Raw genomic sequence first — 24,517 nt, forward strand, 5'->3', positions numbered from 1 at the left:
ATGGCGATTGGAGCGATCAGCGCAATCCTGAGCGTGTGTGTGATGGTGTTTGGAGCCCTGAGCCTGAGTTCGCAGGCCACGAACATGCGCAACAGTGCGGATCTCGCCGCGATCTCGGCAGCTCAGATCCTCGCGGATACGGGGGATCCAGTACAGGCCTGCTCATGGGTGAGCGAACACATGAGTGAATATGAGGCTGCGTGCGAAATCGAGGGCGAAAACGTCCACGTCAGTGCGCGGCTCGATTCTCCACTGGCGTGGCTTCCAGGGTTGCTGAAAGCCGATGCTGTGGCCGGTCCAGAACCGTGATAGTGAGGCTTTCTTAGGGGAAGTTTCACTGGGGATCTGGGCTGGTTTTACTCGTTACCTACGCGCGCGTCCGCTTCGCGAGAGTGGCAGAGTTCGCATGGCGAAGCTTGTCGGTGACGAGGGTGAGTAACGTGATCGCGCCGTCTTTGGAGAGCGGGGAGTTGTTGTTCCCGCACTTCGGGGATTGTACGCAACGCGGGCAGCCGGCGTCGCAGGGGCAGGAACGCAAGGTTTCGAGGGTCGCTTCGAGCCAGTCGAGCCCGGCTTCGTATCCGCGCAGTGCGGCGCCGGCTCCGCCGGCTATTGCGTCGTGAACGATCACGGTGGGCTGTCCGGTTGATCCGTGCAGCGCGGTGGAGAGGCCGCCGAGGTCCCAGCGGTCACAGGTGGCGAACAGTGGGAGCAGGCCGATCATGGTGTGCTCGGCGCCGTGAAGCGCACCGGGAAGATCGCCGGCACCGATCCCTGCTTCGCGGGTTGCTGGCTCGGTGGCAGTGAACCAGCAGCCGGTGGTCTCGAACTGGTGGAGTGGCATCTCCAGGGGAACCATCCCCAGGTACATGCCGTCCTTCACGCGGCGCACGTCGTAGCCCACCACTCGGTTTGTCACCACAACTTTGCCGTAGTTCCAGCTCACCGGGCCAGCCTCAGTCGAGGCGAGGGGGTGAAGGATCTCCACGCTCGTTTCCTCGCGTGGATAGGTGCGTAGCTCGTCTTCGCGGTGCAAGTGAACAAGCGCGACGTCGTCAGCCAGGGTTTCCACCTGGTACGGCACGCCCTGGTGCAGATAAATCGCGCCGGGGTGGACGGTCGATTCGGCGCGGCCCTCGTCCACTGTGCCGAGCAAGGCGCCTGAGGCCGAATCAATAATCGACACGGTGGTGCCACCGCCTCGCATATCCACCAGCGAGTGGGGCGAGGTGCGCATCGCAGGGTTCCAAAACCAGCCCGCAGGGCGCTTAACGAGTAGCCCTTCGGTTTCGAGAGAGGAGAAAAATGATGTATCTGGGAGTGAAAAGATTGGCGCGTCCGCCTCCGTCAGCGGAAGTTCTCCCGCCGCAGCACACAGGTGCGCCGGGAGAATCCACGGGTTCGCCGGGTCGAACACGTTGGTTTCCGCCGGTGTGTTCGCGAGCGTTTCCGGATGCGCGAGCACGTACTGGTCGAGAGGATTGTCGCGGCCAATAAAGACCGCCAATCCGCTGTTCCCTGCACGTCCCGCACGGCCGATCTGTTGCTGGAACGAGGAGTGCGTCCCCGGCCATCCGGTAACGATCACGGCGTCGAGGCCAGAAACGTCAATGCCAAGCTCGAGTGCAGATGTGGTGGCGAGCGCCCGAAGATCGCCGGTACGCAGCTGTTTTTCCAGCTCTCGGCGTTCCTCGGGAAGGTAGCCTCCGCGATAGGCGGCCACTGTACCATCAAGGTGCGGCGCTGATTGTGCGAGGGTGTGGTGTGCCACTTCGGCCACGCGTTCCGCGGCCGGCCGCGAGCGCACGAACGTCAGCACGCTCGCGCCGCTTGCCACGAGGCGTGCGGTGAGTTCGCCCGCTTCGGTGTTCGCTGCGCGGCGCTTGACGTCGGAGAGTTCGCCGTCGGACGAGGGCGTGATCTGGCCTGCTGGAACGGCGTTCTCGCTATCGAGGGGTGCTGTTTGCAACGTGACGATCTGGCGTGCGCCAGTTGGCGATCCGTCGTCCGTGACTGCCGTGACCGGCCCGAACGCCTCACCGAGGAACCGCCTCGCGCTCGCGGCTGGATCGCCAGAGGTTGCCGAGAGGAAGATGACGCGCGGATTCGCCCCGTAATGGCGTGCCAAGCGCAGGAGCCTACGCACCACAAGGGCAACGTTCGAACCAAACGTCCCGCGGTAGGAGTGAAACTCGTCGAGCACCACGAAGCTCAGGCCACGCCACAGCCTGCCCCAGCGTTCGCTGCTTGCGAGCATCGCATGGTTGACGAAATCGGGGTTGGTGAGCACGATGTCGGCGTAGTCGCGGGCCCAAGAACGGGTGGGAGTATCGGCGTCGCCGTCAACGGTGGCGATCCCGATCCGTGGGTTCACGGACGCGGCGAGCGCTGAGAGTGAGTTCTCCTGGTCGGCCGCGAGCGCCTTCGTTGGCGAGAGGTAGAGAGCCGTGGGGCAGCGAACCACGTGTGCCAGCGAGGAACGTGCATCGCGTGCCTCTTCGATAGCGGACAACACGGGTACCCATGCGGCAAGCGATTTTCCACTTCCGGTTCCGGTCGCGAGCACCACGTGGTTGCCTGCGTGGAGCAGGTCGGCAGCTTGGGCCTGGTGTGTCCATGGGCGGGGAATCCCTACATTCCACAGCGCTTCGAGCACTGTGGGCGCCACCCATTCGCCCCACTCGCCGAAGCGTGCGGGGCGCGGCGGGATCTCCTCGATCCCAGTGATCTGGTCGGCGCCGTGCGCGCGGACAACATCAAGCAAAGTTGCCACCGCACTAGTGTGCCGCGAAAATCGGGCGAGCGGTAGGTGTGGCGTCACGTTGTGTGGTGTGTGGGATCGGAACATGCGCCGAAGGTGTTGTGCTTTGGCAATAAAAAGTGCTGCTCTCTGGCAGTAAAAAGGAAGCACTGAGATCCGGATTCAGGCGGCTTCCTAGTGGCAGAGCCTGTCGTGCAAGAATAAGAGGTATGACCACATCCTTGCCATTCGATCCGTCCGATCTTCTTCCCTATACTCCGGCCGCGATGCGCAAACGCATCCCGGCGTCGGCGCTGGCCGCGCTTTCTCGCGACATGCCCGCACCGGCGTCATTGGCTCTGGAAGGGGAAACTGACCGTGCCTCGCTCCTGATCCGCTTCTTCCTCCTCGGGGAAGCGCTCACCGAGGCCGAGCTGCGCGAGGTGTTGCCGTCTCTCGACAGCCGCGACGGGCTGATCCGCGTTGGCTCCACAGAAGACGAAACAGGAGTGCACGGCTCGGGCGCAGTTTCGCACACCACTGCGGAGGACGCCCCCGCAGGGGATGTGTGCGGCGCTGGTGACGAGCTACGCTACGCGTGCCCGTTCCAGATCACGGCATACGAGGTCGGTCCGCGGCGCACCGCCTACTTCGCTCACGACGCCGGCGCGCTCCAAGGCAATGTCCTCGCTCCTGATCATGTGATGGGGATCGGCGGCGCCACGCGCACGCTCGCCTCGCTCACACACTACGAGGAAGGTCAGAGCGTACTCGATCTCGGTACTGGCTGCGGCTTCCACGCGATCCTCGCGGCTCTCGCGGGAGCACACGTGGTGGCCACCGATATTTCCACCCGCGGCCTCGAGTTCGCGCGTTTCAACGCGCGCCTGAACGGCGTCGATATCGACTGGCGTGAAGGCTCGCTGTTCGAGCCGGTTGCGGGTGAGAGCTTCGACGTCGTCGTCTCCAACCCGCCGTTCGTCATCACGCCCGCGCCGGTGCGCGAGGTGCTCGGAGAGATGGAATACCGTGACGCCTCACTCTCCGGGGATTCTCTCGTGGAGACGGTGGTGCGTGGGATCGGCAAGCACCTCACCCCTGCAGGGCGCGGCTACCTGCTGGCAAACTGGGAGATCCCCGAGGGAAGCGAGTGGTACGAGCGTCCGGAAAGTTGGACGGGGAGCGCGGATTCGCTACTGATCCAGCGCGATCTTCTCGAACCCGAACAGTACGTGGAAACCTGGATTCGTGACGGCGGGCTACGCCCAGGCTCGCCGGAGTTCGCAGCCGCCTACCGCGCATGGCTCGGCGATTTCCACACCCGCGGAGTGGAAGCCGTCGGCTTCGGCTACGTGCTCCTCGGCGCCGCCGACGCCGGTGTGCACGTCCATACCGAATTGCGAGGCTCAGCGCCAGCGAATCCGCGCGAGTACGTGGAACGCGTGTGGAGTCAGCGCGCGCTCGCGGCAGGCGGCGAGTTCCCGGCACATGCGCGCCTGGTTGCCACCGACGTCGCGGAGCATCGGTTCTATTCGCCGGGAGCGGAAGATCCGTGGCTGATCAAGTTCACGCAAACGGATTCTTTTGGAGAGGAAGTCCTTGCCAGTACCGAGCTGGCCGGCTTCGTTTCCGTGTGCGACGGCGAGCTCACGGCCGGTCAGATTACGGCGGCTCTGGCCCAACTTCTCGGGCAAGAAGCTGCGCAGATTGAGGACAAGATCGGCCCCGACGTCGTGCGGATGGTTCGCCTCGGAATGCTCGTAGAGAAAAAGTAATCCACAGATCGCCTCGTGCCACTCTTTTCCACAGTGTCGGCGTGCCCAGTTTGCACGCCGTGGGGGAGATGTGAGTACTATGCGGGAGAAACCGGCGCACAAGCCGGCAACTCCGCGCACCCATCCGGGCAAGAAAGAAGGAATGTCAGTGACGAAACTGGTGATCGTCGAGTCTCCTGCCAAGGCAAAGACAATCGGCAAATACCTCGGAAGTGATTACGACGTCGAGGCGTCGGTCGGTCATATCCGCGATTTGCCGCAACCTTCAGCCCTGCCCGCAGATATGAAAAAGGGCCCGTACGGCAAGTTCGCGGTGAACGTTGAGGGCGATTTTGATCCCTATTACGTGGTGAACCCGGATAAGAAAAAGAAGGTCACGGAGCTCAAGGCGAAGCTGAAGAAAGCTGACGAGCTCTATCTCGCAACCGATGAGGACCGAGAGGGTGAGGCGATTGCGTGGCACCTTCTCGAGGTTCTCAAGCCGAAGGTTCCGGTCAAGCGCATGGTGTTCCACGAGATCACGAAGGAGGCGATCCACCGCGCGCTGTCGAACACGCGTGAGCTCGATACGCAGCTCGTGGATGCGCAGGAATCACGCCGAATCCTGGACCGCCTCGTGGGGTACGAAGTTTCGCCGCTCTTGTGGCGCAAGGTTGCGCCGTCGCTTTCGGCTGGCCGCGTGCAGTCGGTCACCACGCGTCTCGTGGTAGAGCGCGAGCGCGAGCGCATGGCGTTCGTGCCTGCGTCGTATTGGGACGTCACGGCTCAGCTTGCGAAAGGGTCGGAAGAGTTCGAGGCGAAGCTTGCGTCCGTAGACGGCGCGCGCATCGCATCCGGTAAGGATTTCGACGACGCCGGTGCGCTGGTTGCGAAGTCGGCGAAGGCTGGCGTTCGGGTGCTGAGCGCCGAGGACGCGAAGGCGATCGCGGCCGCTCTCGAGGGCGGCGAAGCGACGGTTTCGAGCGTGGAGACGAAGCCATACAAGCGCCGTCCGGCCGCCCCGTTTACCACCTCGACGCTCCAGCAGGAGGCCTCGCGCAAGTTGCGCCTGAGCTCGCGCGATACGATGCGCATCGCACAGTCGCTGTACGAAAACGGTTTTATTACCTACATGCGTACGGATTCGGTGAATCTTTCCACTGAGGCGATGAACGCCGCCCGTGCACAGATCAAGGAACTGTACGGCGTAGCGTCGCTGCCGGAAAAGCCACGCTTCTACACGTCGAAGTCGAAGGGCGCGCAGGAGGCCCACGAGGCCATCCGCCCTGCCGGCGATTCATTCCGCATGCCAAGCGAGGTGGCCGGCCAGCTCCAAGGTCGCGAGTATGCGCTGTACGAGCTGATCTGGAAGCGTACGGTGGCCTCCCAAATGGAAGACGCGAAGGGTTCCACCGCGTCGATCAAGATCGAGGCTCCGCTTGCTGGTGCCGCTGGCGCACAGACCGCCACGCTGGGTGCGTCGGGCACGATCATTACGTTCCCGGGCTTCCTCGCAGCCTACGAAGAGGGTGCGGACGTGAAGCGCTACGAGGAGAAGGCGGAGAGCCGTCTGCCCAAGCTTGCTGAAGGTGACGTGCTCGCCGAGCGTTCGGCGTCGGCGGATGGCCACGAAACCACGCCGCCGCCGCGTTACACGGAAGCCTCGCTGGTCAAGACTCTTGAAGAGAAGGGGATCGGGCGCCCGTCCACCTACGCTTCCACGATCTCCACGATCATTGACCGCGGCTACGTGGATCGCAAGGGCCAGGCGCTCGTGCCTACCTGGACGGCGTTCTCGGTGATCCGCCTGCTCGAGGAAAATCTGCCGACGCTGGTCGATTACGATTTCACGGCCGAGATGGAAGAGGATCTGGACAGGATCGCCACCGGCCACGAGGATCGAGTGGAGTACTTGGCCGGGTTCTACCGCGGCAAGGGTCAGGCGAAGGGTCTGCATGAGCAGGTCGATTCGCTGGGCGAGATCGACGCCCGCGCCGTGAACACAATCGAGATCGGCGAGGGGATCGCCGTGCGCGTGGGGCGCTACGGGCCCTACCTGGAGCAGGTGGACGAGGAAACCGGCGAACTCAAGCGCGCGAACGTGCCAGGTGATGTTTCCCCGGACGAACTGAATGTGGCGAAGGCAAAGGAACTGCTTGATGCCGCATTGCAGGGCCATCGCTCGCTCGGCAAGGATCCGAACACGGGCTACGAGCTGGTGGTGAAGGATGGCCGTTTTGGCCCATATGTTTCCGAGGTGCTTCCGGAGGATGCCGTCCAGCTCACGCCCACAGGCAAGGTGTCGAAGGTGAAGCCGAAGCCGCGTACGGCGTCGCTTTTTGCCTCGATGAGCCCGGATACTGTGACTCTCGATGAGGCAGTGAAACTGCTGAGCCTGCCGCGCATCGTGGGCGAATCGAACGGTGAACAGATCGAGGCAACCAACGGCCGTTACGGCCCGTACATGAAGCGTGGTTCGGATTCCCGGTCGCTCGAGAGCGAGGAACAGATCTTCACGATCACTCTCGAGGAGGCCGAGAAGATTTTTGCTGAGCCGAAGAAGCGCGGGTCGCGCGCGGCCAAGCCGCCGCTCGCGGAGTTTGGGCCGGATCCTGTCAGCGGCAAGAACATCGTGCTCAAAGACGGCCGCTTCGGTCCGTATGTGACCGACGGTGAGACGAACGCCTCTGTGCCGCGAGCTGACGACATCAACCAGCTTACGGCCGAGCGTGCCCAGAAGCTGCTCGTGGCTCGCCGCCTGAAGATCGCAGAGCAGGGTGGCCCGAAGGCTCGCAACAAGACGAAGCGCACCGTTTCCGGCGCTGGGAAGAAGAAGGCCGCCGCAAAGAAAACTCCGGCCAAGAAAACCACGGCCAAAAAGCCAGCAGCGAAAAAGGCCGAGTAAAAATTCATGCCGCGGAACTGGGCGGGGAGGCTGTGGCCTCCCCGCCCAGCCCACACGTCGCGCGGCTACACTATGGGTGTAGGGCCGACGTGGCACACACTGCGCCAAGGAGAGGGAGCGATGGGACTTTTCATCACGTTTGAGGGCGGCGATGGCTCGGGCAAAACCACCCAGATCGCTGCTATCAAAGTGGCGCTCGAATCGCGCGGCCTCGAGGTGCTCACCTCGCGCGAACCAGGCGGCACCGAACTCGGTGCGAAAATCCGCCAGCTTTTGCTTTTTGGTGGCGAGGTTGCCCCGCGAGCCGAGGCGCTTCTCTACGCCGCCGACCGCGCCCAAAACATCGCCACGCGCGTGCGCCCTGCGCTTGAGCGTGGCGCGATCGTGCTCGAGGATCGCTACATCGATTCATCCGTCGCTTACCAAGGAGGCGCACGCTCCCTCGGGGCCGAGGAAATCCGTGAGCTCTCGATGTGGGCAACGGACCGACTCACACCCGATCTCACACTCTTGTTCGATGTCCCCACCGACGTCGGCGCACAGCGCGTCGGCGGGGAAAAAGACCGCCTCGAGGCGGAAGGCCTCGCCTTCCACGAGTCGGTTCGCCGCGCCTACCTCGAGATGGCTGCCGGCGAACCCGAGCGCTTCCGCGTGATCGACGCGGCCGCTCCGATCGAGCAGGTCACGGCCGCGGCCCTCGCCGCGATCGAACCGCTCCTGGAGCGTGCGCGATGAGCGTCTTCGATTCTCTGGTCGGCCAAGAGGCCGCCGTCGACGTCCTCAAAGCCGCTGCGGCCGCGGGCCGTGCGCTTGCAAAGGGCCAGGAGCCACCGACGTCGTCGGCCATGAGCCACGCGTGGCTGTTCACAGGCCCGCCAGGTTCGGGCCGTTCCCTCGCCGCGCGTACGCTCGCCGCCGCACTGCTGTGCACCGGCCCCGAACCCGGCTGCGGCCAGTGCCCAGGATGCCTGGCCGCAATGGCCGACAACCACCCGGATCTCACCACTGTCTCCACGGATCTCGTCACAATCTCCGCCGACGAGGTGCGCGAATATGTGGCCAGCGCTTTCGTCGCACCCTCGCAGGGCCACTACAGGATTTTCCTGATTGAGGACGCGGACCGCATGGTGGAGCGCACCACGAACGTGCTCCTCAAAGCGATCGAGGAGCCGGGTGAACACACCGTGTGGATGCTGTGTACGGCCGCGCCCGCTGACGTGCTCCCCACGATTCGCTCGCGCTGCCGTGGCGTCAATCTGGTCACCCCGTCCGCGCAGGAAGTTGCAGATCTGCTTGTCGAGCGCGACGGGATCGAGCCGAAGCAGGCGATGCTTGCGGCCCGAGCCTCGCAGTCGCACGTGGGCGTTGCTCGCGCGCTCGCGCTCAACGAGGACGGCGCCGCCGCGATCCGCCGCCACACGCTCGACGCGATCGTTTCGATCAAGGGCGTGGGCGACGCCGAAATGGCTGCCATCCGCCTGATGGATCCGGAAGCGATGCGCGGCGAGAAAACGCCGAAAGCTGGCACAAAAGCAGCGAAGGCTGCGAAAGATGCGCAGGCGGAGGCCGCCAAGCGCAAAGTGATGGAGGCCTACGGGCTGGATGCCGATTCGAAGGTCCCCACCTCGATGCGCGGGGAAATCAAGGCGGCCCTCGATTCAGCGAAGAAGCGCGCCACGCGCAACCAGCGCGATCTCCTCGACCGCGAGTTGATCTATGCGATCGGCCTGTACCGCGACGTGCTCGTGACCCAGCTCGGCTCCGACGTGGAGCTGATCAACCAGGATTACATTGAGGCGATCGCGAATTTAGCCAGCGAGCTCACGCCCGCGCTCGTGCTGAAAAAGATCGAGAAACTCGGCGAGGCGCGCGAACGCCTCGCCGCGAACGTGGCGCCGCAGCTCGCGATGGAAGCGGCAATGATGGCGTTGCGTCTTACGCCCCACGCCTAGGTTCTAGTCCGCTTCCAGCCGCACGCTGAGCCCCGACGTCGGGGCTGGTAGTTGCGTAGTGGGTTGCCGGGACTCGCGACGTCGGTGGGGCTCTAGCGTCGGGCGTGCGAGGTGTGCGGCGGTTCGGAAAAGTTTTCCACGAACATCGCTCGTGCCACGGTTTTCCACATCCTTTTGCGGGAGTAGGCGGTGCAGCGCGGAGATTCGGTAGGGTGAATTCCATGAAGATACACAAGATTCTTGCCGTCATGAGTGTTGCCGTGCTTGCCGCCTGTTCGGGAGCGACGGGCGGTGGTTCTGCGAGCCCCCAAGCGCAGACAACCACCGGTTCGAAAACTGCTATTCCTGCAGGTCTTGAGAGTTTCTACGGGCAGAAGATCGAATGGAAACCCTGCGATGATGCAGAGTTTATGTGCGCCACGATGGAAGCGCCGATGGATTACTCGCATCCTGAGGGCAAGAAGGTGACCATTCCACTCGAGAAGGCTGTGGGGAAGAATTCCAAGGGCAACGTTCTGTTTGTGAACCCGGGAGGCCCGGGCGGTTCGGCAACCGAGCTTGTGGAGGTGTCCTCGCTGCAATTCCCGAAGAAGTTGCTCGATTCTTACGACATTGTGGGAGTCGAACCGCGAGGAGTGGGTAAGTCGATGCCGGTGAAGTGCTTGGACGATAAGGATATGTTCGAGTTCCTGCGCACCAGCTATCCGCTCACACCCGAAGGGGAGAAGGCGCAGAACGAAGCGGTAAAGAAGTTTGCAGATTCGTGTGTGAAGAACACTGGCGAGTCGATCAAGTTCGTCGGTACGCGCGAGGCGGCGCAGGATCTGGATCTTGCACGCCACCTGCTCGGGAGCGACAAGATGAACTTCCTGGGATTCTCGTACGGTACGCAGCTGGGTGGAACGTATGCGGAGCTGTTTCCACAGAACGTGAACCGCATGGTGCTTGATGGTGCGGTCGATCCGTCGCTGAACGGTTTCAATAGCTATCTCGCACAGCTCAAAGGCTTCGAGGTGGCGACGAATAATTACCTTGATTGGTGCTTGAAGGGCAAGGACTGCCCATTCACGGGTGATCGTGAGCAGGCGCGCCAGAAGATTATTGATCTGTTTGCAAAGACGGAACACAAGCCGATCCCGACCGATCATGAGCCGCTTACCCAGGCGGCGCTGACGATCGGATACATTACGCCACTGTATTCGTCAGAGAGCTGGCCGTTGCTGAGCCGCGCATTCAACGAAGTGTTCACCGAGAACAAGGGCACGCTGTTTGATGCGTTCTTCCGCTCGTATGCCGGGCTCAATGCCAAGGGCGAGTTCACGAATAACATGATGGTGGCAAACACGGCGATCAGCTGTGCGGATACTCAGGTGGAAGGTGATCCGGCTACCTGGCGCAAGCAGTCTGAGATCGCGGCGAAGGAGGCTCCGATTCTCGGGCCGACGATGCCCTACTCGGAGTATCAGTGCCAGGTGATCCCGAAGTCGGGCGCGAAGATTGTGGATAACTTTAAGGCGAAGGGCTCTGCGCCGATTGTTGTGGTGGGCACGGTTGGGGATCCTGCCACCCCGTATGGCTGGGCGGAGAAATTCGCGAAAGGTCTGGATAACGGTGTTCTCCTCACCTACGAGGGTGATGGCCACACGGCCTACCCGCGTGGCGGCAAGTGCATCGAGGATGCAGTGAATGCATACCTGCTCGACGGTAAGGTGCCGGAGAACGGAAAGCGTTGCGCGGCGTGACGCCACGCAACGGGATGTGTGGGATTGCCCCGAGTGGGCAAATCTGGCTTCGTGAACTGATCCGCGCGGCGTGAATCACAAGCGGATGTGGGGTGTGCATTTGAAATGCACACCCCACATCCGCTACATTAATCAAGTTGCAATGCAACGCCACCTTAGCTCAGTCGGCAGAGCGATTCACTCGTAATGAATAGGTCGAGAGTTCGATTCTCTCAGGTGGCTCCGATAAAGCCCCGGCCCCAGCGGTCGGGGCTTTCGCATATCCCGGCTTAAACGGTGCGGGAACCCACTCGCCATCAGGACCACGTGAAGGCATGAGGTCGCCACCGGAAAGGCCAAAGAAGTCCGCAATGATGCTGATTTCTGCAGCTGTCCAGGGGACAAGGCCGCGAAGCTTACGGCTGATGGTTGACTTTGAGAGGTTGAGGAGAACCGCGAGGGAATCGTGCCGTGTGTGTGTCGCGTATAGCTGTTGATTGATGGCGAGACCCAGTGCCGCGTCGTGCGTGAGCCGCATCTCGCCAATCTCGGGTCGGTCTTGAATCGTCATGTAGAAAATGTACCAAAGTTGCACTGTATGCACAAATTGAGTTGATTCGCCGAGTTGTTGATGGCATCATCGTTGACATGAAGTTGCATGAGACGCACAAAAACGGAGATAGTGACCTCCTGAATACTAAGGAGGCTGCCGCACTGCTGCCTTCAACATCGGAGGCGACACTGGCGCGCTGGGCGCGGCAGGGGAAGATTCCTGCGGTTGTTTTGCCGTCGGGGCGGCGGTTTTTCCGTCGTGAGGATATTGAGTCGATCTTGACGCCTGTTTCAGAGGTGACTGAAGAAGCGCACAACACAATTACGACAGACGCTGCTCTCGGTGAGGAGAGCGTCGATCCGAACCAAGGGGAGTTGTTCTGATGGGTGTGCAGGATTTATCGACGCGCCAGAAGCTGATGATCGGTGGTGGCGTTGCAGGTGCTGTTGTACTGGCTGCGGGCGCGTGGTGGGTACGTGGCGCGAGTGTGGATGAAACGCCCAGTGCTTACGACAAGGCGTGGGTGGCTTACGAGGCTGCACACGCAGACGGTGGTAAAGCACAAGCCGAGGGCAAGGAAACCTTGAAGGTGTGTGGAACTCTCGCGCCCCAGCCACGCGCTTGTGAACAACTGCGAAACGATCTGAAGTATCTCGATTCTTTTGGCGGGAAGAAGCGTATCGACACCTCGCGTGAGGCTGGTGATGTGGTGGCCCGCAAACTCAAGGATCTAGAGAAAGAGACCCGGAACGTCACGCAGGCTGCTCAGATGGTGCAGGCGGATATTGGCAAGGTCAAGGACGCTACTGCGTCTCGGTCTGTAGCTGCGAATGGGACCCTGTCCGATGTGCTTGCTCAGGTGGAGCGCGAGCTTGCGCGTGGCGAGGAGCTCGCCCAGCGCACGAATGTCTTGCCCGATCAGGGTGTTGCAACGCAGGCGAAGCAGTTCGCGGCAAGTTTGCGTGACCTCCATAAAAAGTATCAGCCCCTCGCGGCCACACTGTCGGGGCGTGAGGAGTCCGACGCCCGCATGGGGCTGACCTTGAGCCTTGAGCGCCTGACCCAGGCCAATGACCTACTGGAGAACGCGATCGAGGTCGCGTCCCGCAAGGACGTGTCCGAACGGGTTGAAGAACCCCGCTAAGTAATGTGTTGAAAATGCGAGCGGTGGGGTGGACTATTTTGCGGTTGGTACGGTGAGTTCTCGCAGTTAATTGAGATCCTAGCTCACAAAATTGTTCATGGCTTGATGGTCCATGCTGTGGATTCTCTACCCAAATGGTCCACGCTTGGCCGGCTAGGAATGATCGAGTAAACGGAACTCTATCTCCGAAAAGGAGAGGAGGAGGGCCCCGGCGAATCCGCCGGGCCCTCCTCTTTCCCGCTCGAGGGATTTAGTCTGTTTCGAGCATTCCGTAGTGGGCTTCGTCGCTGTAGATCGACAGCTTGTCTATGGTGGAGCCATCCGATAGGCCAGTCGTTGAAGAAATCCACGGCTTCTCGTCTTCATGGAGAGTGGAGAACTTCGTGCCAGGCAACCGAAGCGTGTAATTCTTACCGCCGTCCCAGCCGTAGTAGCCGTCGGTCACCTCATACTTGCGCCCGTCCTTATCAGTAGTCACACCCGGCTTGCTCGTGCTCTCGATCGAATCGAGGCGAAGCTTGTAGGTCAGGTCGTCAACTTTCTTCACCACTGTGAGCTTCCCCTTAAAGGATGAGCTGTAGGTCGTATCGAGATCAGTGTCGTGCCAGCCGCCTTCGAACTCGCCATTCTTCTTGAATTCTGTGTCCGTACTCCAGGCGCCTGCTCCCGAGGCAAAAAAGAATGTTTTCCCCTCGAGCATCGCGAACACGTCCGCGAACTCGTCACCGGCTTCGGCAGACGCGCTCACCGAAGCGCTCGGCGCCGCACTCGCCCCGTCGTCGGGAGTGGAGGCGAGCTTCTCAAGCAAGCCGCGGTCGGCAATGTCGGAATAGCTCAGCTCGGTAGCGTTCGCCCGCACCCACTCGCTGATTGACATCGGATCCTGCGGAACATCCGACTTTTGCTTCTTGGCGAGCCCGTTGTCGGTAAACGTGATCTCGTCCAACTGGCTGATCCCAGCGGACCCGCCGTGCGCCCAGTAGAGCGCGCTGCCGTCCTTTGCGGCGTGGAGCTGCCCGTAGCCGCCCTCGGAATCCTTGCTGCCGGTGTATCCAACGTAGATTTCCTCGTTGAGGTAGGTAGCCTTTGGGGTCCCCGGCTGCGCCGAAGCGTTCGCCGACGCCGAAGCCTCCGACGACGCCGGAGCCTCCGACGACGCCGGGGCGCCAGTCGCGTCCGAACCAGTAGTCGCGCCCGCACGGCTAGCCGCAGCGCCGGCGTCGGGAACAGAGTAGATGCGCACGATGCCGGTGGGCTGGTCGGTGCCGTTGTCGATCGTGCCCTTCACCAGCATCGCCGGCGCGGGCGCGCCTTTGAGCTTGTAGATCGTGTACTCGTGTTTGTCGGCCTGCTTGCCCTGGTAGGAAAGCTTTTCCGTTTTGACGGAATCGAGAACGGCGCCGTAGGCTGCCGCGGCTTGCGCGTTTGCCGACGCCGGTGCGCTACTTGCGTTACTGGTAGGAGTTTTCGCACCAAAGAAAACGGGGTAGAGGAAGATGGCGGCAACTACGGCGATCGAGCCGATGATGGCGACGGCCGCGGCGATCATTTTGTCGCGCCGGGCGCGCGTGGACGTGGGAGTAGACATCATGCTCCTTGGATTGTTGTGCTTTCGCGGAAAATCATACTCGGGCCTCGTGCCGCTTTCCGCGGTTCGGCGCATTGCCGGGTGTGTGCAAGCTGAAGTCGTCAAACTCGTGCAGGCGAAAGGTGTCCGATGCGTAGAGAAGAACTACACTTTCCTGCCCCGCGACAGCGCTTGGCGACGCGGTATACTCCATGTGTCGCCGCTTGTGCGCGGTACATGTTCGCTGGCCACATCGAGATGGCAGAAAAAGAAGGTGAGGATGCGATGCGTTACGCAACGATTCGCGACAGCCAGCCGGTGCTCGAGGAGCGCGAGGCGCCGCAGGGTGCGGCGCGCGTGCTGGCCGCGGCGATCAACCCGATCGATTTTGCGATCGGCTCCGGAAAGTTCTTCAAGCGGGCCTTCGCCGACGGCGACGTGCTCGGCTATTCCGGCGTCGCGCAGCTTGCGGACGGCGAGCGCGTGTACTTCCAGCTCCCACAGCCTCCTGCGGGTGCTTTCGCGCAGCAGGTGGACCTGACGGAAGCGTTCACAGCTCCGGTTCCTGATCATCTCGATTCGCCGACGGCGGCCGCGCTCGGCGTGCCCGGTATTGCGGCGGTGGGCGCGGTGGAACTTGCGCGAACGTCGTCGCTGGATACGGTGCTCGTGACCGGCGCAAACGGGAACGTCGGACTGCTTGCCGCCCGTGCCGCGCTTGAAACCGGGGCGAAAGTTGTGGGCATGGTTCGCAGCGCCCAGGCGCTGGAGGCGGTTCGCGCGGCGGGCTTCGACGGCTTCGTTACACAGGATCCAGCCGCCCCAGAGATCGCCGACGTCCTCGCCGAGTGTGCGCCGGCCGGCGTCGATGTGGTCCTCGATCAGCTCTCCGGCCCGTACGTGGAACGCATGATGCCGCTGCTCAACAACCGCGCCCGCTGGGTGCAGATTGGCTCGGGCGCGCGGACGAACGCGAACTTCACCACGTCGATTTTCCGCACGAAGGGCATTTCGATGCTCGGGTATACGAACTTCATCCTGTCCGACGCCGAAGCGCGCGATTACTATGCGCGAGCCGCCGCACTCGTTGAAGCGGGTGCGCCGCTCCCGTTCACCACGATCACGCTCGACCAGCTCCCAGCTACCTGGGCTGCGCTCGCGGCGAAGGACACGCACGGAAAGTTCGTGGTCAGTTTCGAGTAGGGCGCCGACGCTGGTGTGTTCGGCAAGTTGAGGCGCCTGCGCTAGAGTTACGCCGGCACTGAGGCGAGGGCTTTCGTCAGTGCCGCTTCGACGTCGTCGGAGAAAGCTGCGAAGATGACGTGGAAATCGCCGCCGTGGGTGCGGATGGCGTCGACGGCGATCTGTGCGGCGCTCTCGATCGGCCAGCCGTAAACTCCGGCGCTGACCAGCGGGAACGCGATGGTGTGGGCCTCGAGGCTCTCGGCTACGCGCAGGGATTCGCGGTAGCACGATGCGAGAGTTTCGGAGCGGTCCTCTTCGCGGGAGAACACTGGGCCGACCGTGTGGATCACCCAGGTGGCTGGGAGTTTGCCGGCAGTGGTGGCGACGGCGCCGCCTGCGGCGAGGCCGTTCGGGAGCGTGGTTGCGCGCACCTGCTTGCAGGCTGCGCCGATTGCTGGGCCGCCGGCGCGATGGATCGCGCCATCGACCCCACCGCCTCCGAGAAGCGTGGAGTTCGCGGCGTTCACGATGGCGTCTGCGTGGACCTTCGTGATGTCAGTGCGTCGGATTTCGATCTCCATGCCAACAACATTATGTGCGACGCACGTTTTCAGTAAGAGGGGGAGGCGTAAAAATGCCGCGTATCACTATGATTTGCGGCTCATTTACATACACCCGACGTTGGGGCCGGCTCTGGTTGGGAGCTTCCGGTGAGCTGGCTTGCGTTCAGTTCTGACTTTCTCGCGTGCAGAACTCTGTCAGTTCGTTCGGGCGTTGCTGATATAGCAACGCCTCGCGGGATTGATTGAGTTGTGCACGAGTCCGCCGGGTGTGCTGGCTTGCTCTCCGACGTCGGGGCGCCGGTGGGAATGTTTTTGTGGATGGCTCCGTTGTCACTGCCAGACAAGAGAATGATTGAATTTTTAACTTCGGCTAGACAATTGCACTTTTTATTGTTTAAGATTCAAGCATAAAGCGAGGCGGTGCAGCCGCCCGAGACCGAGCCCGCCGCAAGCGAGCTCCGAGGGAAGGAATGAACAATGGCTCAGATGATCGCCGCTGGCGACGCAATGATGAAGGTCCTTGAGGCCTACGGAGTAAAGAACATCTACGGTCTTCCGGGCGGTTCGCTCGATTCCACGATGAACTCGATCTACAACTTCCGCGATCGTATCCACTACGTCGGCGTTCGTCACGAGGAGGCAGGCGCACTTGCCGCCGTCGCCGAAGCAAAGCTTACCGGGAAGATCGGCGTGACCCTCGGCTCGGCCGGCCCGGGCGCAGTCCACCTGCTCAACGGTCTGTACGACGCCAAGATCGACAATATCCCGGTGCTCGCGATCATCGGCCAGGTCCCCACGTTCAACATGAACAAGGACTTTTTCCAGGAGATGCCGGAGAACCCCATGTTCGCCGACGTTTCGGTGTACAACCGTACCGTCATGACCGCCGCCCAGTTGCCGATGGTGATCGACAAGGCGATCTCGGCCGCGTACGAGAAGCGTGGCGTCGCCGTCGTCGTCATTCCGAAAGATCTCGCATGGGCGGAAATCGAGGATACGTACGTTCCGTCGGCCGGCGTTTTCGCCGCGCCTGAGTGGGATCGCTCCGCCCGCGCCGAGGACGTAAAGAAAGCCGCTGACCTGCTGATTAACGGCAAGCGCCCCTACATCTACTTCGGTCAGGGAGCGGCCGGCGCCGCCGACGAGCTGCGCGAGCTGTCCGACCTGCTCCAGGTGCCGCTCGGCTCCACGTACCTCGCCAAGCCGATCCTCGAAGGTGACGAGAAGGCGTGGATGCTCTCCACCGGCCGCGTTTCGACGAAGCCTGGCGTTGAGGGGGCACGTTTCGCCGAGGAAGTATTGTTCATCGGTACCAATTTCGAGTTCCCGGCATTCAATCCGCAGGCCACCTTCATTGACGTGAACCTGCGCCCGTCGGTCCTTGGCGATCGCCACCCAGCTTACGTCGGCATCCTCGCCGACGCCCCGACCTTCCTCCGTCAGCTCCTCGCCGAGGTCAAGGCGCGTAAGGAAAACGGTGAGGACCTGACGTCGGCGCATCAACTCTGGTACGACGCCATGGTTGAGGACCGCCGCGAGTGGGATGCGTGGATTGCGAAGAACGCCGAGCGCGCCGACGAAGCGCCGGCCCGCTTCGAGCCAATCTACAAGGTGATCAACGAGCACGCTGCGGATAACGCTGTGTTCGGCGTCGACGTCGGCAACGTGAATATCGCGACCGCCCGCTTCCTGAACATGGGCAAGGACCGCACATTCACCACGTCGCCGCTGTACGCCACCATGGGTTACGGCATTCCTGCTGGTCTCGCGGCCGCCCGTGTGTTCCCGGAGCGCGAGGTGTGGACGCTCTCGGGCGACGGTGCTTTCGCAATGATGAGCCAGGATCTTGTTGCGCAGCGCGACGAGCACGCGGCCGTGATCAACGTGGTGTTCACGAATAAGTCGCTGGGCTTTATTGAGGCTGAGCAGGACGATACGAAGCAGCCACACTCGGGCATCGATCTGTCGGATATTGATTTTGCCAAGGTAGCGGAAGGCTTCGGCGTGAAGGGCTACACCGTTCACACTGGCGCTGAGTTTGAGCAGGTCATCAAGGAAGTCAAGGGCACCAAGGAGCCGGTGGTGATCGACGTCAAGATTACGAATGATCGCCTCCTGCCAGTGGAGCGCTTTGCTCGCGGCAACATTGACGTGGATGCCTTCCTCACAGAGTTCGACGCCGAAGATCTCACCCCGATCGCAACAATCCTCGAGAAGCTCGAGGCTGGCGATGTTGACGGTGGCACGAAGCTCGAGAAGTCGGTTTCGGACATCTGAGTTTCACGCGTCACTGAATAACTCACGGGAGGCCTATCCGCAGTCAGCGGGTAGGCCTCCCGTCCCGTTTCCGGGACCTTTACCCCAAAAAATACCTAAACTCCGCTGAAAAATCCGCCTCTCGTAGGACTTAGGGAGGTGGCCACGGAAACCGCGCCAACTCGCTGAAAACTTTTGCACAATATTTTCAAACGGCGGTATTCCGCCACTTTCTCTCCCATCGCGCACAACTGTTCACCCTCGATAGGGTGAATGTGCAAGACAACGAGGGCGGCGCCCGTCGCCGGCAAAACCTCAATTGTCCAGAAAAGGAAGAGAATCATGACTCCCACGGAAAAGGCAAAGACGACCTCAGGAGCTGTGAAGGATCAGCAGTCCGACATCACCGCCATGATCGACGAGCTCGCCAAGAAGGCGCGCGTCGCTCTCGAAGAATTCGACTCCTACGATCAGGAGCGAATCAACAAGATCGTGCACGCGATGGCACTCGCCGGAACCGACCAGCACCAGAAACTCGCCCGCAAGGCCATCGACGAAACCGGCCGCGGCCTCTACGAAGACAAGGCCGTGAAGAACCTCTACTCCACCGAGTACATTTGGAACTCGATCAAGTACAACCGCACGGTTGGCGTGATCAAGGAAGATAAGCAGAAGGGCATCACCGAGATCGCCGAGCCGATCGGCGTGATCGCGGGCGTCACCCCCGTCACCAACCCGACGTCGACGACGATGTTCAAGTGCATCATTTCCATCATGACCCGCAACCCGATTATCTTCGCGTTCCACCCCTCGGCACAGCAGTGCTCGACGGCGGCGGCGCAGGTCATGCTCGACGCGGCCGTGAAGGCTGGCGCTCCGGAGAACTGCATCCAGTGGATTGAGCAGCCCTCGCTCGACGCCACCAAGAGCCTCCTCAACCACCCCACCATCGCCCTCACGCTCGCTACCGGCGGCGCAGGCATGGTCCAGTCCGCGTACTCCACCGGCAAGCCGGCCCTCGGCGTCGGCCCGGGCAATGCTCCGGTCTACGTTCACAAGACCGCCAAGATCAAACGCACCGTGAACGACCTCATCATCTCCAAGACCTTCGACAACGGCATGATTTGCGCATCCGAGCAGTGCCTCGTGATCGACGAGGAGATCAAGGACGAGCTCATGGCCGAGTTCGTGGCAATGGGCTGCCACATCGTCACCCCAGACGAGAAGAAGAAGCTTGCCGCGTTCATGGTTCGCGACAACGGCACCATCGCCCCCGGCGTCGTCGGCATGAGCGCCGGCCGCATCGCCAAGGAAGCCGGAATCGACGTGCCCGAGCGCACCAAGATCCTCCTCGTTGAGCTCGACGAAGTCTCCGACGACGAGCCCTTCGCACACGAGAAGCTCTGCCCAGTGCTCGGCTTCACCACCGTTAAGGACGACGTCGAAGGCTTCGACGTGGCAGAAAAGCTGCTCAAGATGGGCGGCCTGGGCCACACCGCCGTCGTGCACACCCAGGATCGCGACATCGAGCAGGCCTACGGCCTGCGCATGAAGGCCTGCCGTATTATCGTCAACTCGCCGTCGGCTCTCGGCGGTATCGGCGACGTCTACAACGGCCTCGTTCCGTCGCTCACCCTCGGCTGTGGTTCCTACGGCCGCAACTCGGTGTCGCACAACGTGTCCGCCACCGACCTCATCAACGTCAAGCGTATTGCGGAAAGGCGCAACAACATGCAGTGGTTCAAGGTTCCGCCGAAGACCTACTTCGAGCGCTATTCCACCCAGTACCTCCAGAAGATGCAGGGCATTTCCCGCGTGTTCATCGTGACCGACCCGGGCATGGTGATGAACGGCTACGTGGACGTGCTCATCAACCACCTCAAGCAGCGCCGCGACGACGTTGCGTGGAACATCTTCCAGGACGTTGAGCCGAACCCGACCTCGAACACCGTGTTCCGCGGCGCCCAGCTCATGAACGAGTTCAAGCCGGACTGCATCATCGCCCTCGGCGGCGGTTCCCCGATGGACGCCGCGAAGGCCATGTGGCTGTTCTATGAGCACCCGGAGAGCTCCTACTTCGGCATGAAGCAGAAGTTCATGGATATCCGCAAGCGTACCTACCGCTTCCCGAAGCTCGGCCGCAAGGCTCAGTTCGTGGCGATCCCGACGACGTCGGGTACCGGTTCGGAGTGCACCCCGTTCGCGGTGATCACCGATTCCGAGAACCATGTGAAGTACCCGTTCGCGGACTACGCGATCACGCCGGACGTGGCGATCGTGGACGCCCAGTACGTCGATTCGGTGCCGCCGCGCACCGCAGCTGATTCCGGCATGGACGCGCTGACCCATGCGATCGAGTCGTACGTGTCGACGATGGCTTCGGACTACACGCGTGGCCTGTCGCTGCGTGCAGCCCAGATGATCTTCGCGAACCTGCGCAAGTCGGTTCTCGAGGGCGATAAGGACGCCAAGGAAGTCATGCACAACGCTTCGGCCATGGCCGGTATGGCGTTCGCGAACGCGTTCCTCGGAATTGTCCACTCGCTCTCGCACAAGATCGGCGGCGAGTTCAACATCGCGCACGGCCGCACCAACGCGATCTTCCTGCCGCACGTGATCAAGTACAACGCCACCAAGCCGTACAAGCACGCGATCTTCCCCAAGTACGAGCACTACCGTGCCGACCAGGATCTGGCAGACTTCGCACGCTTCATGGGCTTCGGCGGCGCCACCGTCGAGGAGTCGGTGGACAACCTGATCGCTGAGGTGACGAAGCTCGCTGAGGATCTGGGCATCAAGATGAGCCTCAAGGAGAACGGCGTGACCCGCGAGATGCTCGAGGAGAAGGTCGATAAGCTCGCCGATCTCGCTCTCGAGGATCAGTGCACCCCGGCGAACCCGAAGGCGCCGCTCGTTTCCGAGCTGCGCGACCTCATCTACGACGCCTACGAAGGTGTGGTTGGTTTCACCGCCGGCGGCGGCGAGATCTCCGATGCGGCTGTGGCTGACGCGCAGCCGAAGGGCAAGCAGGCTGACCTCACCGGTTCGGAAGCTGACCCGGTGAACCAGGAAGCTGCCCAGGCTTCAGATGCTGCGCTGACAGGCAAGGAGCCGAAGGCAAAGACCGCCAAGACGAAGAAGTGATCTTGCGTCTTGAGGTAGTGCGCCGATCACTCTGCTGATCCGGTCGGCGTGCGGCGGGCGGGGAGCGTTGAGCTCCCTGCCCGCTTTTTGCAGAGTTGCCTGTTTTTGTGGCGTGGTTTGTGGTTTGGCAGACCGTTGCCGGGAGCGTGGCCGGTATACTCGAGACCGCACAGCAAACAAGGAGTTTTGCCTATGAATAATTTCCCTGGCCAGTCCGCGCCCGAGCAACGGTCCCAGACTCCAACAGGCACGTTCCCGCCCGCGCCTGAACCGCATGCTGGTGAACCTGCTGCTTCCACTGGTGCCCCGGCGTCACAGAAAAAGCGCCGTGACGGGCTGATCGCCGCGGCCGTCGCGATCCTCGGCTCGGTGGCGGTGGTGGCCGGAATTTTCCTCTACCCGGTGATCACTGGGCAGAACGAACCGCAGGCGTCGGCGCCTGCCACGGCCCCGACGACGTCGGCGCCGGCAAATCCGACGCCCAGCGTGGCTGGCACCCAAGGAGCGAAAGTGAGCCCTTCGCCGAAGGTTGTGCTGAAGGGCGCGACGTCGGCTCCGAGCGCAACCCCGACTCCGGCGGAACAGGTGGCGCCGATCGACGTGAACGGCGTCAAGCTCGACGCCTCCATGTTCGCGTCGCCGGAGGAAGCGAAGGCAACGTTCGAGAAGATTGAGGATGTGCGAAAAGCTGGAGATCGAGTGCTTGTCGGCACGGTGAAGGTACAAGGTGAGCTAGACGCGAATGAGGCAATCGACGGGCGCCGGTTGTACATTCTGGGACCGAACAGCACAAAGCATGCCATTTTTTACCTCGAAAAGCCGGTCAAGATGACGTTGGGTGCAGTCGGCGGAATGAAGTACACACGCCCGGTGATTGCTAGTGGCCTCGGCGATTCAGAGTACTTTGTGGACGAATATAACAAGTGGAAAAAGTTCAAGGATAAGCACCTGATTGTGCGCGTTGATAAGAAAGCAGGTTTCTGGCCGAGTGAAGCGTCGGTTCCGCTCGGACAGCCATATCTACAGCCTGAAGTTCTTGCGGTGATCAAGTAACAGTTCCGGCAGGGACTCTCTGCCGTCAGTGCAGATGGCGGTGGAAACGGCCAGGATCTTTGGCGTCGGTGCTGAAGTAGCGCCGGGCCCGGAGCGAGCGCGGCTTGTGCAGAACTCAATCAATCGGGCGGGGCGTTGCGGATAGAGCAACGCCTGAGCGAACTGACGGAGTTGTGCACGAGTCTCTCGACGCCGGCCCGACCCTCCGACGTCGGATACCCCACCGGCGTCGGGGCTACCGCGGAGTAAGCTGGTGCGCATGTATGTGGCACGGCAGCATGAGATTGATCGGGAAACGTCGCTCGAGTTCGCGCGCAGCGTGGCGATCGGGCAATGGGTCTCGCACGGCGAGGCCGGCCTGAACGCCACGATCCTCCCGTTTTCGCTGGAAGAGCGGGGTGGGCGGCTGTTCGCGCAGGCGCACTTCAACCGGGTAAACCGGCAGTGGGCCGACGACGGCGAAGCGATGGTAATCGTCACCGGGCCAGTTGCGCACGTCTCAGCGCTCGATTTTCCGCCGCAGCCCGCCGGCGCGCGCATGCCCACCGTGCCCACGCTCAACTATGTGACCGTTCACCTCAAGGGCAGGTTCGTGGTCCGCGACGATGACGCCTTCAAGCTCGCGCACATGCGCCGGATCGTGGAGCATTTCGAGCCACAATGGCGGATGGAGCAGGTGGACGAAGCTCTGCTACGCCATGCGTTGCGCGCGAATGTCGGTGTCGAGCTGGAGGTCTGTGAAGTAGTGGGCAAAGCGAAGCTTAGCCAGAACCTCTCGCCCGAGGCGCTCCGAACCACGATCGATAATCTGCGCGCCCGCGATCCGCAGGCCTCCGGCGTCGCCGACCTGATGGAAGATATTGCGTTGCCGTGGGCGGTTGCCCGCGACGGTCGCATCGAAAACGTGCGTGTAACCGGCGCCGCAACCCCGCCCGCCTCCGGTTCGTCAACATTCATCGAGTAGCTGGAAGCACCGATATACTGAGTAATGCACAGCGACAAAGGAGTGACACGCATGAACGAATTCCCTGAAAAGCCCACGCCCACACCAGAGCCAGGGTCGCAGGGCTCCGCGTTTTCCCAAGAAAAAGCCCCAGAATTCGCCGAAGCCGCACAACGAGGCGCGGCGCCGGCGTCGGCCGCAAAGCGCCACGACGCGATGATCGCCGGTGCTGTTGCGCTCGTTGGTTCCGCCGCAGTGGTCGCCGGGATTTTCCTCTATCCCATGATTTCGGGGCAGAATGACCCTCAGGCTGCGCCGTCCGCAGTGTCGAGTACGTCGGCGTCTACCCCGGCGTCGGCCAGCGCTTCAGCGCCCGCTTCGCCGCAAGCGACAGCCTCGGCCTCGGCGGCCTCCGAAACCAACAACCCGAGCCCGTCCGCGACTACCGCCGAAACGGCCGAGCCGTTCCGAGTACACGGCGTGGACCTCGACGCCTCAATGTTCGCTTCGCCGGCCGAGGCGAAAGCCGTGAGCAGCAAAATCACCGCTGAAGAGAAAGCCGGGCGGCCGGTCCTCGTCGGCACGGTGAAAGTCCAAGACGAGCTCACTGCCAATGAAGCGCTCACCGGTTCGCGTGAATACAACGGCGAACCCAACTCGGGGAAGTTCGCCGTCTTCTACCTGGACAAACCTCTCGAGATGGGGCTCGGCGCGGTCGGGCTGCCGAAGGGGGAACATGATTTCCGCAAGCTTCAGGCCGTTGGGCTGGGTAACACACTCTGGGAGGAAGAGCGCTTCGACAAGTGGAAAAAGTACGACGGCAAACGCGTGGTCTTCTCGTTCGATTTTCACAATACTGTGTGGCCGAGCGAGGCGGTTGTGCCGGTCGGCCAGCCGTCGGCGGATCCTACGATGGTGGTCGTTCTCAAGTGACCCGTGTCCCGGATCGGGCCTGTTCCCGGGAGGGGCGGTGAGCTCCACCGGGTCGGAACTGTTCCCGAGAGGGGGGCGTCAGCATCGCTGGGAAGGGTGGTTTG

Annotated in this window: 17 protein-coding genes, 1 tRNA gene and 1 pseudogene; 15 read left to right on the forward strand and 4 right to left on the reverse strand. The window is 62.1% G+C overall.

Annotated features, from left to right (window positions below):
* Positions 1-309: a hypothetical protein gene (locus P8A24_RS00875; RefSeq protein WP_278058782.1), complete on the forward strand. Its 309-nt coding sequence runs from the start codon at positions 1-3 to the stop codon at positions 307-309.
* A gap of 58 nt (positions 310-367) precedes the next feature.
* On the opposite strand, the gene P8A24_RS00880 is transcribed toward P8A24_RS00875, so the two are convergent.
* Positions 368-2,773, reverse strand: a complete 2,406-nt coding sequence (locus P8A24_RS00880) for a DEAD/DEAH box helicase (protein WP_278058784.1) — start codon at positions 2,771-2,773, stop codon at positions 368-370.
* Between the two features lie 197 nt (positions 2,774-2,970).
* Here P8A24_RS00880 and P8A24_RS00885 point away from each other — a divergent pair, with 197 nt between their 5' ends.
* From P8A24_RS00885 to P8A24_RS00910, 6 genes are all read left to right on the forward strand, one after another.
* Complete coding sequence (locus P8A24_RS00885; protein ID WP_278058786.1) at positions 2,971-4,515, forward strand: methyltransferase; 1,545 nt, start codon at positions 2,971-2,973, stop codon at positions 4,513-4,515.
* Positions 4,516-4,657: 142 nt separating this feature from the next.
* On the forward strand, positions 4,658-7,399 hold the full coding sequence (gene topA / locus P8A24_RS00890; RefSeq protein WP_278058788.1) for a type I DNA topoisomerase: 2,742 nt from the start codon (positions 4,658-4,660) through the stop codon (positions 7,397-7,399).
* Positions 7,400-7,519: 120 nt separating this feature from the next.
* Positions 7,520-8,134 carry a dTMP kinase gene (gene tmk / locus P8A24_RS00895; protein WP_307014545.1) on the forward strand — a complete coding sequence of 205 codons (615 nt, stop codon included), beginning with the start codon at positions 7,520-7,522 and terminating at the stop codon, positions 8,132-8,134.
* On the forward strand, positions 8,131-9,351 hold the full coding sequence (locus P8A24_RS00900; protein WP_278058791.1) for a DNA polymerase III subunit delta': 1,221 nt from the start codon (positions 8,131-8,133) through the stop codon (positions 9,349-9,351). Before tmk ends, P8A24_RS00900 begins: the two co-directional genes overlap by 4 nt.
* Before the next feature lie 221 nt (positions 9,352-9,572).
* On the forward strand, positions 9,573-11,093 hold the full coding sequence (locus tag P8A24_RS00905; RefSeq protein WP_278058792.1) for an alpha/beta hydrolase: 1,521 nt from the start codon (positions 9,573-9,575) through the stop codon (positions 11,091-11,093).
* Positions 11,094-11,242: 149 nt separating this feature from the next.
* Positions 11,243-11,315: transfer RNA gene (locus tag P8A24_RS00910), tRNA-Thr, on the forward strand.
* Positions 11,316-11,418: 103 nt separating this feature from the next.
* On the opposite strand, the pseudogene P8A24_RS08900 reads toward P8A24_RS00910, so the two are convergent.
* Positions 11,419-11,643 (reverse strand): annotated as a pseudogene (locus P8A24_RS08900) (helix-turn-helix domain-containing protein); the annotation flags it as partial.
* 77 nt (positions 11,644-11,720) lie between these two features.
* Here P8A24_RS08900 and P8A24_RS00915 point away from each other — a divergent pair.
* On the forward strand, positions 11,721-12,008 hold the full coding sequence (locus P8A24_RS00915; RefSeq protein ID WP_278058794.1) for a MerR family transcriptional regulator: 288 nt from the start codon (positions 11,721-11,723) through the stop codon (positions 12,006-12,008).
* Positions 12,008-12,769 carry a hypothetical protein gene (locus tag P8A24_RS00920; RefSeq protein WP_278058796.1) on the forward strand — a complete coding sequence of 254 codons (762 nt, stop codon included), beginning with the start codon at positions 12,008-12,010 and terminating at the stop codon, positions 12,767-12,769. The genes P8A24_RS00915 and P8A24_RS00920 overlap by 1 nt, the downstream gene beginning before the upstream one ends.
* A gap of 250 nt (positions 12,770-13,019) precedes the next feature.
* Here P8A24_RS00920 and P8A24_RS00925 read toward each other — a convergent pair whose 3' ends face one another.
* Positions 13,020-14,360 carry a hypothetical protein gene (locus P8A24_RS00925; protein ID WP_278058797.1) on the reverse strand — a complete coding sequence of 447 codons (1,341 nt, stop codon included), beginning with the start codon at positions 14,358-14,360 and terminating at the stop codon, positions 13,020-13,022.
* Positions 14,361-14,594: 234 nt separating this feature from the next.
* Here P8A24_RS00925 and P8A24_RS00930 point away from each other — a divergent pair, with 234 nt between their 5' ends.
* Entirely contained in the window at positions 14,595-15,539 is a 945-nt protein-coding gene (locus tag P8A24_RS00930) for a quinone oxidoreductase family protein (RefSeq protein ID WP_278058800.1), read from the forward strand.
* A gap of 47 nt (positions 15,540-15,586) precedes the next feature.
* Here the strand turns inward: P8A24_RS00930 and P8A24_RS00935 are convergent, their stop codons facing one another.
* Complete coding sequence (locus P8A24_RS00935; protein ID WP_278058801.1) at positions 15,587-16,102, reverse strand: O-acetyl-ADP-ribose deacetylase; 516 nt, start codon at positions 16,100-16,102, stop codon at positions 15,587-15,589.
* A 459-nt stretch (positions 16,103-16,561) separates the two neighbouring features.
* On the opposite strand from P8A24_RS00935, the gene spxB reads away from it, so the two are divergent.
* The 5 genes from spxB to P8A24_RS00960 all read left to right on the forward strand — a co-directional run bounded on the left by spxB (position 16,562) and on the right by P8A24_RS00960 (position 24,413).
* Positions 16,562-18,361, forward strand: coding sequence for a pyruvate oxidase (spxB, locus tag P8A24_RS00940; RefSeq protein ID WP_278058803.1), 1,800 nt, complete (start codon positions 16,562-16,564; stop codon positions 18,359-18,361).
* A gap of 321 nt (positions 18,362-18,682) precedes the next feature.
* Positions 18,683-21,484 (forward strand): bifunctional acetaldehyde-CoA/alcohol dehydrogenase, encoded by a 2,802-nt coding sequence (gene adhE / locus P8A24_RS00945; protein WP_278058805.1) that lies wholly within the window; start codon positions 18,683-18,685, stop codon positions 21,482-21,484.
* 192 nt (positions 21,485-21,676) lie between these two features.
* Positions 21,677-22,537: a hypothetical protein gene (locus P8A24_RS00950; RefSeq protein ID WP_278058807.1), complete on the forward strand. Its 861-nt coding sequence runs from the start codon at positions 21,677-21,679 to the stop codon at positions 22,535-22,537.
* A gap of 259 nt (positions 22,538-22,796) precedes the next feature.
* Positions 22,797-23,501: an FMN-binding negative transcriptional regulator gene (locus tag P8A24_RS00955; RefSeq protein ID WP_278058809.1), complete on the forward strand. Its 705-nt coding sequence runs from the start codon at positions 22,797-22,799 to the stop codon at positions 23,499-23,501.
* A 51-nt stretch (positions 23,502-23,552) separates the two neighbouring features.
* The gene (locus tag P8A24_RS00960) at positions 23,553-24,413 is read left to right on the forward strand and encodes a hypothetical protein (RefSeq protein ID WP_278058811.1); all 861 of its coding nucleotides are present in this window, start codon (positions 23,553-23,555) and stop codon (positions 24,411-24,413) included.
* The last annotated feature ends 104 nt before the right edge of the window (positions 24,414-24,517 follow it).

Source organism: Arcanobacterium wilhelmae (assembly GCF_029632765.1).
GTDB classification, from domain to species: Bacteria; Actinomycetota; Actinomycetes; order Actinomycetales; family Actinomycetaceae; genus Arcanobacterium; species Arcanobacterium wilhelmae.